Source organism: Rhabdaerophilum calidifontis (assembly GCF_008641065.1).
Classification (GTDB): domain Bacteria; phylum Pseudomonadota; class Alphaproteobacteria; order Rhizobiales; family Beijerinckiaceae; genus Rhabdaerophilum; species Rhabdaerophilum calidifontis.
Map to the genome: position 1 here is coordinate 649,965 of NZ_VTRS01000001.1, position 12,741 is coordinate 662,705.

Here is a 12,741-nt window from a genome sequence, read left to right on the forward strand (position 1 = left end):
GACGAAGGCGGACGGCGGAGGCGATGCCCTCTCGACGTCGCGCGATAATGTGTCTTATATAAGACCTATGATTTCAGACAAGCCGGAATCGTGCCCAGATGCGACAAATCCCGCGGTGGCGCCGGTCGGATTCCGGCCGCTCTACCGGCAGGTGAAGGATGCCTTCATCAAGCGCATGGCCGACGGACTCTGGCCGCCCGGCTTCCTGCTGCCGAGCGAGAGTGTCCTGGCTGGCGAGATCGGGGTCAGTCAGGGGACGGTGCGCAAGGCGCTCGACGAACTGGCGGCGGAGAACCTCGTCGTCCGCCAACAGGGCAAGGGCACCTTCGTCGCGCAGCACGACGAGAAGCGGATCCTGTTCCAGTTCTTCAAGCTGGTGCGCGATGACGGGATCCCGCGCTTTCCGGAGAGCCAGGTGCTCGCGGCGGAGGTCGCCGAGGCCAGCGCGGCTGAATGCGCGGGGCTCGACATCGAACCCGGCGCGCGGGTTGCGCGCGTGCGCCGGGTTCGCTTCATCGACGGCGATCCGCTGATCGTCGAGACGCTGTCCCTGCCCGACGCGATCTTTCCCGGCATCACCGAGGGCGAGGTGCCGAATTCGCTCTATGCCTATTATTCGTCGCGCTACGGCGTGACGATCGCGTTCGCACGCGAGAAGCTCAAGGCCATCGTGCTGTCGCCGGAGGATGCCGCGATCCTCGGGCGGCCGGCGGGCCATCCGGCGCTGCAGGTGAGCCGCGTGGCGCTCGCGCTCGACGGGCGCGCGGTCGAATGGCGCGTCAGCCTGTGCCTGACGGATGACGCGCATTATTCCGCCTCTATGCGGTGATGTGCCGGCTATAGATCGATCGCCCGTCCCTCGCGCGCCGATTGTTCCGCCGCGAGCCCGATCCGCACGGCGGCGATCCCGTCCGCAAGGGTGACATCCACCTTGCCCCCGTCGAGCATCGCAGCCCGGAAGCCGAGATGCTGGAAATAGGTCGAGCCGTGGTGATCTCCCGCCCGCAGCACCTGCTCGTCGACATGGATCTTGCGGCGGACCGGCCCTTTCGGCGCGCGCGGCGAGACGACGATCTCGCTCTCGCGCTCGGTGCCGCCCGGCCAGAAGCGCGCGGGGCCGGGGATCAGCGCCTCGATCCGGGCGGCATCGCCGGTCGCGGCGATCTCCTCCTGGAAATAGGCGCCTTCCGCGAACATGCAGAGATCGAGCGCCGCGCGCAAGCCATTGGCGAAATCGACGATCACGAAGGCGTTGTCGAGGATATCCGGCACTCGGCCGGCGTAGCGCTCGTCGCGGTGGTTCACATCGGCGGCGCCGGAGGCATAGACGCGCACCGGCTCGGCGCCGACCACAAGTCGCATCAGATCGAAGAAATGGCAGCATTTCTCGACCAGCGTGCCGCCGGTGCGTTCCGCGAAGCGGTTCCAGTCACCGACCTTCTCCAGGAAGGGGAAGCGATGCTCGCGGATGGCGAACATGCGCAGGGTGCCGATCTCGCCGGCGCGCACCGCCCGGCGCAACTCCGCCACGGGCGGCATGTAGCGGTATTCCATCGCCACCCAGATCGGCGCGCGATGGGTTGCCGCCGCGGCTTCGAGCGCCGCGCAATCCGCCTCGCATGTCGCGACGGGCTTCTCGCAGAGGATGCCGAGCATCGGCGCCATGCGGAAGATGTCGTGCAGGATCTCGACATGGGTGTCGTTGGGGCTCGCGATCACCACGGCATCGCAGAGCCCGCTTTCCAGGAGGTCGCGATGGTTCGCGAAGGCGCGCGGTGCCTGGCCGAGCACCCGCTCAGCCTCGGCGACGGAGAGCGCGATCTGCGCATTGGTGGGGTCGGAGATCGCGGTCAGCGCCGAGCCGGGGATGAGCGCGAGATTGCGGATATGTTCCCGGCCCATCATGCCGGCGCCGATCAGGCCATAGCGGAGGGTTCTGGTCATGGGGTTCACGCGGTGAGATCGAGAACGGGCAGGCCGCGATGGCCGGCCCAGGCTTCGAGAAGATCGCGCTGGTCGCCGTAGGTGATGGCGAGATGGTGCTCGATCCCCTCGTCCACGAGGGTCGCGAGCGCGGGGGCGATGCCCCCCTTCAGCGACACGACCGCCGAGGTGCCGGTGAAGCTCTTCGGCGCGCGCAGCACCTCGCCGGAGCCCAGCACCAGGAGCGGACGGTTGCGCGCCTGCGAAACGCGGGCGAGCGTGATCCGGCCGGGCTTGAGCGGGAATTCGGCGAGCAGCGGCATGCGGCGGTTGGAATGGATCTGCGCGCGCGCGGCCGCCTCGGGGTCTCGCATCGAGAGCGGCGCCGAGCCACAATGCCAGAGCACGGCGGTGTCGCTCGCGGTGTCCATATCGACGATGTCGACCAGCCAGGCGGGGCTGCCGGCGGCCTCCTGCATCAGCAGCGCGGTCAGCGCGCCATAGACATCCGCCTCGCAGGCGCAGGGCGTGCCCGCCTCCGTCAGCATGCCGAGCGGCCCGCAGACGGCGCAGCCGAATTCGGTGAAGGTCTCGGGCCAGCAGCGCATCGCCAGGGCATCGAGGCCCCGTTCCCGTGCAATATCCTCGAGTGCCGCGTGGAGCGCCAGCGAGCGGCCGAGCTGTGCGGGATCGACCGAATCGAGGCCTTCATAATCCCGTGCCGCCTTCAGGCGCCGCGCGGCGATGGCGGTGTCCGGCACGGCGCGGGCGCGCGCGAAGGTCTCGTCGAGCGGGATCGGCGCGACGGCGATTCCCGCGAGGGCGACCAGAGCCTCGGGCTCGTAGCGGCAGGTGTCGAACCCCACCGGATGCTCGCCGATCAGCCCGATCCGGCGGCCGCCGAGCCGGGCGTCGATCCGTTCGGCCGCTGCCTTCACCGTGTCGTCGAGCGGCCGGGCGAGACGCTGGCGCGAGCGTCGCGCCTGGTTCGGCACTGCGAGATCGCGCAGGAACTCGACGATATGCGAGGCTTCCGGCAGCGCATAGAGCCAGCCATGCGCGATCCCCGCGCGCTGGAGCGCGTGCGCGGCGAGATTGAGGCCGCAGAAGGCATTGAGCCGCAGCCGCCCGCCGAGCCGCGGTTCGGGAAAGGCCCAGATCGCGATCGGGGTTCCGGCGAAGGCGCGCGCGATCTCGACCGTCATCGTCGCGTCGGTGAAGGTTGCCTGGATCAGCAGGACCCCGCTCACCGAAGCCGGATCAATCCCCGCGATGGCGGCGCGGGCGGAATCGGCGTCGAACAGCAATTCGCGCGGGCCGATCGTCGGCAGCCCCGTCCGGTCGGCGGCGGCGAAGGCACGCTGGGCGAGATCCTCCGCGAAGGGGACGTCGAAGGTCGCCCGGGCAAGCGCGAGGGTCAGGACCGGCTTCATCGCGCGGCCTCCCCGAAGCCGGGATAGGCGTGGCGGAAGCCGGCATCGGCATGCGCCATGTCCGCGCCGCCCCAGGCATGCCACCACGGATGCGCCTGATGATCCGTCAGGCGGTTGATGTCGCGCATATAGGACACGCCGCCCTGCTGGAGACCACGGCGGATGCCGTCCCAATCCGGGAAGGCCTTGAACGCCTCGGACCAGATCGCGCGGCCCGCGAGATAGCCGGAGGCGCCGGCGGCATAGGCATGGCCCAGCACGTTGCGGAACTCGGCCATGCCGGCCCCGGCCGAGAGCATCACCCAGGGGCGGCCGGCAAGCCGGCCCATCTCGTCGAACAGCGCCTGCACCCCGGCCGACCCGTCGCAATCGCGCGCGGGGACGGGGCTTTCGAGCTTGAACACGTCGATCGCGTATTCCGGTTTCGCGAATTCGCGCACGCTTTCAAGCACGAGCTCGCTCTTCTTCTCCGCCATCTCGATATATTGCGTCGTCTGGTTCTTCTCGCCGGGCAGCGGGTAGACGAGCAGTTCGAAGAGATAGGGGATGTCGTAGCGCAGGCAGGCCTCCCCGATCCTCCGCGCGAAATCGCGCTGATGGCGGTTGACGGCTTCCGGTGCGTCCGGCCGATACCAGGCGAGCACCTTCACCGCGTCGGCGCCGGCGCGCTTGATCTTCTCGACCGACCAATCGTCGATCTCCGCGGAGAGCCGCCCCTCGCCGGTCTCGCGGAAGGCGGAATCCTCGAGCGTCATGATCAGCCCGAGGCGCGGGTCGAGCCGGGTCACCGCCATCGGATAGGCGTAGTTCGGGTCGAGCAGCATGGCGGTCGATTCGCCCTGCAATTCCTCGACGAGCATGGTCTTGAACCGCGCGACATCGCCCCATGGCGCCGTTCCGCCGCGCGCGGCGGCGATCGGGTTGACGATCGGCGGGCGCTGATCCACCGCCGTCATCTTGAAGCGGCCGGCGGCATCGGCCATACGCCGCAGGCCCCTGAGCTTGCCCGCGCTCAGACTTTTCATGTCGCTCTCCTTCAGAACCCCTGCCCGGCGAGAAGGCGCATCACCTCCTCGCGTGACGGTGTGCCGGCGGAACCGCCCGGCCGCGTGCACTTGATCGCGGCGGTGGCACTCGCGAAGCGGATCGCCGCGTCAAGCGGCATCGCCTCGGCCAGCGCCAGCGCGAAGGCGCCGTGCCAGACATCGCCCGCCCCGAGCGTATCGACCGGGGTTACCGGAAAGGCCGGGTGATGCCGGACCGTGCCGTTCTCCACCGCGAACACCCCCCTGCCGCCGTCGGTGGCGGCGATGAAGGTCGAGCGGCCGGCGGCGATCCGCAGCAGGGCGGCGGCGAGGTCGTCGGTTCCGGCGAGTTCGCGCGCGCCGCGCGCCGAGAACACGACATGGCTTGCGATTTCGAGCAGCGCGGGGTCCTGCGGGGCGCGGTCGCCGTCGAACAGCGACGGGATGCCGGCGGCCCGCGCCAGCGTGAAAACATGGCGGCTTCCGGCTTCCCAGCGCGTATCGCCCAGCACGGCGCGCGTGCCCTCCGGCAGACGGGCGGGCAGCCATTCCGGCAGATCGGGCAGGTCGGGATCGAGATAATTGACGATCGTCCGGTCGCCATTGGGCTCGATCACGATCGCGGAACGCGAGGAGGCGCTGCCGGAACAGGCGCGCGACAGGCTCGCGTCGATACCCAGATCGGCAAGCCGGGCGCGGATCGTGCCGGCGGCGGGATCGTCGCCGAACCGCGTCACGAGGAAGGGTTCGCCGCCAAGCCGCGCGATCGCCAAGGCGGCGTTCACGGCATTGCCGCCGATCACCGTGCGCACCGCGCTCGCGCGGTGCTTCTCGCCGGGTCGCAATGGCACGGGCACGACGAAAATCTCGTCGAGCACGGCGATTCCGATTGCGAGAAGGCGGGGCATGCGCATCCTGTTGACGCCGGGCGGCCGGGCGGGTTGAACCGCAGCGGCGGCGGATTGGCAAGAGCATGCTATCAAGTCTTATATCTTTTACAAGACACCGAATGCGAACTGCGCGAAGCCGGCGCGCAACGCAAACGCACTTGCTCCAAGGCGAGGATGGGGGCTTCGTCCGCACCGGGCACGGCCGGATTCGGATCTGTCGGATGCGGATCGCCGCCGCCTTGCTGGTGCTCAGCGGCATCCTCGCCGGGACCGGTGACGCCGGGGCGCAGACGGTGCTCCGGATCTTTTCCGGCCAGGCCCTGCCCGCCGAGATGCTGCGCCCGGTGCTCGAAGGCTACATGGCCGCCCATCCCTCGGTGCGCGTCGAGATCGAGAGCGGCGGCGCGACGCCGGAGGAGCGGCAGGCCTATCTCAACCGCGTCCTCGCGACGCGGGATCCCGGGCCGGATCTCTTCCTGCTCGACATGCTCCGCCCGGCGCAATTCGCTGCCGCGCAATGGGTCGAGCCGCTCGATTCCCATCTCGGCGCCGAGCGGGATTCGGTGCTCGCGGGCTATTTCCCGGTCTGGCGCGAGGCGGGGATCGTCGGCGGCAAGCTGGTCGCGCTGCCGATGCTGGCGGATGCGCAGTTCCTCTACTACCGCAGCGACCTGCTGCAGAAATACGGCCTCGCCCCGCCGACGAGCTGGGATGAGCTGAAGGCGGCGGCGCGGGTGGTCCTCGCCGGCGAGAATAACCCGGCCCTGCGCGGGTTCGAGACGGTGGGCGCGCCGGTCGAGAGCGCGGTCTGCTCGTATCTGGCGCCGCTCTGGAGCCTCGGTGAGGAGCTGCTGAAGGAGGGTCGGCTCGCGCTGCCCGGCGAGGCGGCGCGCAGGCCGTTCGATCTCTGGCTGGATCTCAAGGCTGCGGGGATCGCACCGGCCAATCTCGCCGAGATCCATACGGACCGCGTCCGGCTCAACATGCAGGCGGGGGAGCTGATCTTCGCCATCGGCTGGGGCTATGCCCGCGCGCGGTTCGAGGAGGATGCGGAATCCACGATGCACGGACGGGTCGGCATCGCGCCGCTTCCGGGGGCCGGCTGCGCGGGCGGCTGGCTTGTCGCGGTCAGCGCCTTCTCGCGCCAGAAGCCGGAGGCGGTGCGGCTTGCCCGGTATCTCGCCGGGCCGGCGGCGGGGCGCCAATTCGCGCGGGAAGCGGGGCTGATGCCGGTCTTCCCGGCGCTTTACGGAGAGGTGGACCTGCTGGGCGCGCGTCCATGGCTCGCCGCCGTTCTGCCGGTCATCGGAAGCGCAAGGGCGCGGCCGGCGACGCCGCGCTACGGCGAGGTGTCGGAGATCATCCGGGGCAATCTTCATGCCGTGCTCGCCGGCGGCAAGACGGTGGAAGCCGCGCTGGCCGACATGACGACCCGCCTCGGCATGATCTTCCGCTGAACGTTCAGGCCGCCGGGCCGAAGCGGAATTCCGTCACCTGCCGGTAGAGTTCGCCGGGCCGGAGCACGGTCGTGGGGAAATGCGCATGGTTGGGGCTGTCCGGCGCGTGCTGCGGTTCGAGGCACAGCCCGGCATTGGGGCCGTAATGCGTGCCGTCAAGCCCGCTGACCGGCAGGTTCAGCTTGAAGCCGTCGTAGAATTGCAGGCAGGGCTCGGTGGTCCAGACCTCCATCGTGAGGCCGGAGCGGGCACTCGCCAGCGTGGCCGCGTGCGCCAGTTCCACGCCATGGAGCGGGGGTTCGCGTTTCTCGCGGCGCAGCACGAAATTATGGTCGTACCAGAACCGCGTGCCGTCCTCGTCCAGATGCCGGATGGGACGCGGCCGGCGGAAGTCGAAGGGCGTGCCGGCGACCGGGGCGATCGCGCCGTCGGGGATCAGGTCGGAATCGACGGGCGTCATCATCGGCGCGCGCAGCATGAGATCATGGTCGAGGATGTCCGGGCCGCCGTCGAGGTTGAAATAGGAATGATGGCAGAGATTGACGATGGTCGGCGCGTCGGTGAAGGCGGACAGTTCGACACGCAGGACGCTGCGCGGCGGGGCTTCAGGGTTCTGTGCGGCGTCGATCGCGGGCAGCGTGCCGAGCAGGTAGCGGCAGGTCACGGCCAGCGTGCCGGGATAGTTCGCATCGCCGTCCGGCGAGACGAGGCCGAGCGTCGCCGCGCCGGGCTCGGCATGGAGCAGGGTCCAGGCGCGCTTGCCGAAGCCGTGGCCGCCGCCATGCAGCGAATGGCGGTTCTCCTGGTTGAGCGGCAATTGGTAGGCCCTTCCGTCGAGCAGGAACCGGCCCTGGCCGATGCGGTTGGCATAGCGGCCGGCAATGGCGCCGAAATGCGGGGAATGGTTGCGGTAATCCTCGAGCGTCTCCAGCCCCAGAACCACGCGCTGCGTGCCGCCGCCCGGCTTCGGCACCACGAGATCGCGCAGAACTGCGCCATGAGTGATGATCTTCGCGACGGCGCCGGCGGCGTTGCCGAGTTCGATCTCGGCGATTGTCTCGTCGCCTGTCCGGCCGAATTCGCGTATCTGCATGAGGATCTCCGGGTCTCAGGCCCCCGGGCTTCCGGGGGCGGCATAGGGCGCGAACCAGCCGAGGCCGGCGCGTGTCTCGCCGCGCGGGCGGTATTCGCAGCCGACGAAGCCGGCATAGCCCAATCGATCGAGTTCGTCGAAAAGGAAGCGATCGTTCAGTTCCTCGCTCATCGGCTCGTGGCGGGAGGGAATGCTCGCCACCTGAATATGGCCGATGAGCGGCAAAAACCGGCGCAGCCGCGTGGTGATGTCGCCGTGCAGGATCTGGCAATGGTAGAGATCGAACTGGAGCCGGACATTCGGAAGCCCGAGCCCGGTGATCAGCTCGGCGGCGAAATCGTAATCGTCGAGCATGTAGCCCGGCATGTCGCGGCGGTTGAGCGGTTCGAGCAGGATCTCCACCCCCATGGGGCCGAAGGCCTCGGCCGCGCGGGTGATCGCGTCGCGGTAGCGGCGCAGGGCGGCGGCATCGGCGCGGTTGCCGTGGCCGGCCATCAGGTGCAGCCGTTTCACGCCGGTCGCCTCGACATAGGGGCGGGCCTCGACGAGACTCGCGGCGAATTCCGCCTCGCGGCCGGCAAGGCTCGCAAGCCCGCGCTCGCCCCGCTCCCAATCTCCGGGAGGCAGGTTGAACAGCGCCTGCTCGAGCCCCAGCGCCGCGAGCCGCGCGCCGATCGCCGTGGCCGGGAACGCATAGGGGAACAGGAATTCCACCGCCCGGAACCCGGCCTGCGCCGCCGCCTCGAAACGGTCCAGGAACGGCATTTCGGTGAACATCATCGTCAGGTTGGCGGCGAAACGCGGCATGGCGGAGCCTGGCGGAGAAAGGGCGGGATTCCGCTTTTCCCGCTTTCGCGACGATCACGCAATTGCGAAATGCGCTTGTCCCGGCGATCGGGCAGGAAGGCCGAGAGGAGACGAAATGCCCAGCGGAGCGGCGATCATCGCGGAGCGTCTGGCGGCCGAAGGGTGCCGTATCGCCTTCGGCATGCCCGGCGGCGAGGTTCTCGCCCTGATCGACGGGCTCGCCCAAGCCGGTATACGCTTCGTGCTGACCAAGCACGAGAACGCGGCAGGCTTCATGGCGGAGGGATTCTGGCACCGCCAGGCCGAGAGCGGCGTGCGGGCGCCGGGCATCCTTGTCGCGACGCTCGGGCCGGGCGCGGCCAACGCGGTCAATGTGGTCGCGAACGCGTATCAGGACCGCGTGCCGCTGATCGTGCTGACGGGACGCGTCGATGCCGCTGATGCGGAAAGCTACACGCATCAGGTTTTCGACCATCAGGCGCTGTTCCGGCCCGTTACCAAAGCAACGTTGAGCGCGAGCCGCGGCGCCGTCGCCCGCGTGATCGACCGGGCGGTGCGGATCGCGCTCGACGGGCAGCCGGGGCCGGTTCATGTTGATGTGCCGATCTCGGTTGCGGAAGGGGCGGAGCCGGCGCATGCCTTTGCGCGACCGGCACCGATGCGCCCCGCGCCTGCACCAGCGGGCTTGTCGGAAATCGGGGCGCTGCTCCGCGCGAGCCGCAACCCCGTGATGATCGCGGGCGTCGATGCGGTGAATGACGGGGCCGGTCCCGCCCTGCAGGCCTTCGCCGCGGATCTCGGCGTGCCGGTGCTCACCACCTACAAGGCAAAGGGGCTGATCGCCGAGGATTCCGAACTGGCGCTCGGCGGAATCGGCCTCTCGCCCAGGGCGGACAGCCTCGTCCTGCCCTTTCTCGCCGAGGCCGATTGCATCCTTCTCGCGGGGTATGATCCGATCGAGATGCGCGCGAACTGGCGCGACCCGTTTCCGCCCGGCGTGCCGGCGATCAAGATCGCTTCGACCCTGCCGACCCACCAGATGCATCGGGCGGATCACCTGCTGATCGGCGATATCGGCGCGATGCTGGCGGCGCTGCACGCGGCCGTCGGGCGCCGGAGCCAGCCCCGATCCGCGGCGATCGCAAGGCTCCGGCACGATCTCGCATCGGCGTTCGCACCGGAGCCGGAATGGGGGCCGGGCGTGGTGTTCGATACCATCCGCCGCCTCGCGCCGCGCGCGGCGCTCGCGAGCGCCGATTCCGGCGCGCACCGCATCCTGCTCAGCCAGATGTGGACGACCTGCGCGCCGCGCGGGCTGATGCAATCCTCCGCGCTCTGCACCATGGGCTGCGCGCTGCCGCTCGCGCTCGGCGCCCAGCTCGCGGCGCCGGAGGCGGTGGTGATCGCCTTCGTCGGTGATGCCGGGCTCGAAATGGGCATCGGCGAGCTGGCGACGGCGCGCGATCTCGGCCTGCCGGTGATCATCGTGGTGCTTCAGGATGAGAGGCTGGCGCTGATCGACCTCAAGCAGCGTGCGCTGGGCCATGTCGAGTGCGGCGTGCGCTTCGGCGGCACGGATTTCGCGGCCGTCGCGACGGCCTTCGGCGGCGCCGGCGTCAATGTCTCGGATCGGGGTGGGCTTGCGGCCGCTTTCGCCGCCGCGCTCGCCCGGCGCGACCGGTTTTCGCTGATCGCGGCGCGGATCGCACCCGACGCCTATGCGGGGCGGCTGTGATGGCGCCGGAACCCGCCTTTTCCGGTCCCGCCGCGCCGCAGGCCGGCGGTTCCCGGCGCGATGTGCGGCTCGATTTCTTCCGCGGCCTCGCGATGTTCGTCATCTTCATCGCGCATCTGCCGGGCAATTCCTGGTTCGATTTCATTCCCGCGCGGTTCGGCTTCTCCTCGGCGGCGGAATTGTTCGTCTTCTGCTCCGGACTCGCCTCGGCCTTCGCCTTCGGCCGGGTCTTCACCCGAGAGGGCTGGCGCGCCGGCACACGCCGCATCCTGCATCGCATCTGGCAGGTCTATTGGGCGCATATCGGGCTTGCGCTGGCGCTGATGGCCCTGAGCGTTGCCGCGCTGCGGCTGACGGGCATCGATTATCCGGGACGGCTCGGGCTCGACTGGTTCCTCTCCCATGCCGGGGAGGGGCTCCTCGCGCTGATGACGCTCGGCTTCATGCCCGCCTTCCTCGATATCCTGCCGATGTATCTCGTCCTGCTGGCGATGGTGCCGCTGGTGATGGGTGCGGCGGCGCTGACGCCGCTGCTGCCGCTGGCGTTGCTGCCGGTGCTCTGGCTTTCGGTGCAGATTTACGGGTTCAACCTGCCGGGCGGACCGGCGCCGGGCGGCGTCTGGTTCTTCAATCCCTTCGCCTGGCAGCTCGTGTTCTTCAGCGGATTCGCCTTCGGCATGGGCTGGCTGCCGCGCCCCGCCCTGCGGCGTGGCGGGCTGTTCTGGTGCTGCGCCGCGCTGCTCGTCCTGTCGGTCCCGGTGAATTTCTGGGCCTTCACCGATGCCTTTCCCGCATTGGCGGCGATCCATGACCGCTTCGTGCCGGAAGGGGGGAAGACCGACCTTGCACCCGCGCTTTACCTGCATTTTCTGGCGAGCGCCTATGTCGTGCTGACCCTGGTGGAGCCGGTCCGGGCACGGCTCGCCACGATCCGCCCGGTGGTGCTGGTCGGCCAGCAGGCGCTCGCCACCTTCATGGCCTCGATCCTGCTCGCCTGGGCGGGCGGCATGCTGCTCGATGCGCTCGGCCGCGCGCAGGGCGTGATCGCGCTCGTCAATCTCGCCGGCTTCGCCGGGCTGGTGCTCGTCGCGGTGCTCGCGCGCGATTACAAGGGCGGCGGCAAACCCGGTTCCGCGCCGCGATCCCGCCCCGAAGCGGCGTCGAACGGCGGCGATGCCGTGCCCCGCGCCGCGCCGGCGGAATGATCAATCGAGCCGGAAAACCGGGCGCAGGCGCACGCCGATGATGTTTCCGGCGAAGGCAAACACCAGCCAGACCCAGCCATGCAGGCTGCCGGAGACGGTGCCCGAGAAGAAGGCGCCGATATTGCACCCCGTGCCCAGCCGGGCGCCGATCCCCAGCAGCAGGCCGCCGAGCATCGCCGCAGCCAGCGAGCGGGCGGGAATCGCAAGGCTCGGCCGGAACTTCCCGGCCGCGCGGGCGGCAAGCAGCGCGCCGAGCATGATCCCGAAATCGGTGACGCTCGTCGGATCGGCGAGGATCGGCGCCGCGAGAACCGCCTCCTGGCCGCGCCAATAGGCCCATTGCGCTGGCGCGAAGCCGATCAGCGCCGCGAGTTTCGATCCCCAGAGCGCGAAGGCCGAGGTGATGCCCCAGGGCCAGCCCTGCACCAGCAGCACCGCGACATTCACGCCCGCGAGCGCGAGGGCCCCGGCGGCGAGCGACCACGGCCCGGTGAGCCAGCGCGTCTCCAGGCGGTGGATCGGCGTGATATCACCATGGCGCGCGCGCTCGGCGGCGCGGACGAGGGCGAAGAGCAGTGCGAGCGCGGCCAGCATCGCGCCGAGCGCCGCCGGCCAGCCGAACCACGCGATGAACGACAGGGGCGGAAGATCCGGCCAGGCGAGCCAATGATCCGATGTGGCGGTGGCCAAGGTCGAGCCGAGGATGAAGAAGGCGAGCGTCACCACCATGCGCGCCGAGCCGCCGCCGACCGTGAACAGGGTGCCGGAGCCGCATCCGCCGCCGAGCTGCATGCCGATGCCGAACAGGAAGGCGCCGAGCAGCAGCGCCCAGCCGATCGGGAAGACGAACCCGCCCAGCGGCCGACCGAACAGCTCGCCCATGCCCAGCAGCGGGAAGAAGGCGAGGCTCGTCACGCCAAGCAGCAGGATCTGCGCCCGCAGGCCGGCGCCGCGCCGCTCGAGAATGAAGCGGCGCCATGCGGCGGTGAAGCCGAAGCTCGCATGGTAGAGCGCCACGCCTGCCATCAGGCCGATCAGGGCCAGCAGGGCGAGGCGCGGCCCGCCCATGGCACCGGCAAGCGCCGCGAGCAGCGCGAATCCGGCCAAAGCGGGGAGGGTTCGCGCAAGGGCGGCGCGCGGATGAGGTAGAGCCCGATCGAGATCGCGCATGGC

At 69.7% G+C, this 12,741-nt stretch carries 11 protein-coding genes; 4 read left to right on the plus strand and 7 right to left on the minus strand.

The window, feature by feature from the left end; translation table 11 throughout:
- Positions 1–115 precede the first annotated feature (115 nt).
- Positions 116–829 carry a GntR family transcriptional regulator gene (locus tag FWJ24_RS03135; protein ID WP_246155485.1) on the plus strand — a complete coding sequence of 238 codons (714 nt, stop codon included), beginning with the start codon at positions 116–118 and terminating at the stop codon, positions 827–829.
- 8 nt (positions 830–837) lie between these two features.
- On the opposite strand, the gene FWJ24_RS03140 is transcribed toward FWJ24_RS03135, so the two are convergent.
- Genes FWJ24_RS03140 through FWJ24_RS03155 form a run of 4 tightly spaced genes read right to left on the minus strand, consistent with a single transcriptional unit; the run spans position 838 to position 5,289 of the window.
- Entirely contained in the window at positions 838–1,944 is a 1,107-nt protein-coding gene (locus FWJ24_RS03140; protein ID WP_150286302.1) for a Gfo/Idh/MocA family protein, read from the minus strand.
- 5 nt (positions 1,945–1,949) lie between these two features.
- Entirely contained in the window at positions 1,950–3,356 is a 1,407-nt protein-coding gene (locus FWJ24_RS03145; RefSeq protein WP_150286303.1) for an L-fucose/L-arabinose isomerase family protein, read from the minus strand.
- Positions 3,353–4,381 (minus strand): tagatose 1,6-diphosphate aldolase, encoded by a 1,029-nt coding sequence (locus FWJ24_RS03150; protein WP_150286304.1) that lies wholly within the window; start codon positions 4,379–4,381, stop codon positions 3,353–3,355. The genes FWJ24_RS03145 and FWJ24_RS03150 overlap by 4 nt, the downstream gene beginning before the upstream one ends.
- 11 nt (positions 4,382–4,392) lie before the next feature.
- On the minus strand, positions 4,393–5,289 hold the full coding sequence (locus FWJ24_RS03155; protein ID WP_166443568.1) for a PfkB family carbohydrate kinase: 897 nt from the start codon (positions 5,287–5,289) through the stop codon (positions 4,393–4,395).
- A gap of 203 nt (positions 5,290–5,492) precedes the next feature.
- On the opposite strand from FWJ24_RS03155, the gene FWJ24_RS03160 reads away from it, so the two are divergent.
- A complete protein-coding gene (locus FWJ24_RS03160; RefSeq protein ID WP_166443569.1) occupies positions 5,493–6,728 on the plus strand; it encodes an extracellular solute-binding protein in 1,236 nt (411 codons plus the stop codon).
- Between the two features lie 4 nt (positions 6,729–6,732).
- Here FWJ24_RS03160 and FWJ24_RS03165 read toward each other — a convergent pair whose 3' ends face one another.
- Positions 6,733–7,821 (minus strand): aldose epimerase family protein, encoded by a 1,089-nt coding sequence (locus FWJ24_RS03165; RefSeq protein ID WP_150286307.1) that lies wholly within the window; start codon positions 7,819–7,821, stop codon positions 6,733–6,735.
- Positions 7,822–7,836: 15 nt separating this feature from the next.
- On the minus strand, positions 7,837–8,628 hold the full coding sequence (otnI, locus tag FWJ24_RS03170) for a 2-oxo-tetronate isomerase (RefSeq protein ID WP_150286308.1): 792 nt from the start codon (positions 8,626–8,628) through the stop codon (positions 7,837–7,839).
- Between the two features lie 115 nt (positions 8,629–8,743).
- On the opposite strand from otnI, the gene FWJ24_RS03175 reads away from it, so the two are divergent.
- Together FWJ24_RS03175 and FWJ24_RS03180 are read left to right on the plus strand one after the other, a co-directional pair.
- The gene (locus FWJ24_RS03175; protein WP_150286309.1) at positions 8,744–10,363 is read left to right on the plus strand and encodes a thiamine pyrophosphate-binding protein; all 1,620 of its coding nucleotides are present in this window, start codon (positions 8,744–8,746) and stop codon (positions 10,361–10,363) included.
- Positions 10,363–11,568 (plus strand): OpgC family protein, encoded by a 1,206-nt coding sequence (locus FWJ24_RS03180; protein ID WP_150286310.1) that lies wholly within the window; start codon positions 10,363–10,365, stop codon positions 11,566–11,568. The genes FWJ24_RS03175 and FWJ24_RS03180 overlap by 1 nt, the downstream gene beginning before the upstream one ends.
- Here the strand turns inward: FWJ24_RS03180 and FWJ24_RS03185 are convergent, their stop codons facing one another.
- Positions 11,569–12,738: a YeeE/YedE family protein gene (locus FWJ24_RS03185; RefSeq protein ID WP_150286311.1), complete on the minus strand. Its 1,170-nt coding sequence runs from the start codon at positions 12,736–12,738 to the stop codon at positions 11,569–11,571. It lies immediately after the preceding gene.
- Positions 12,739–12,741: the final 3 nt, after the last annotated feature.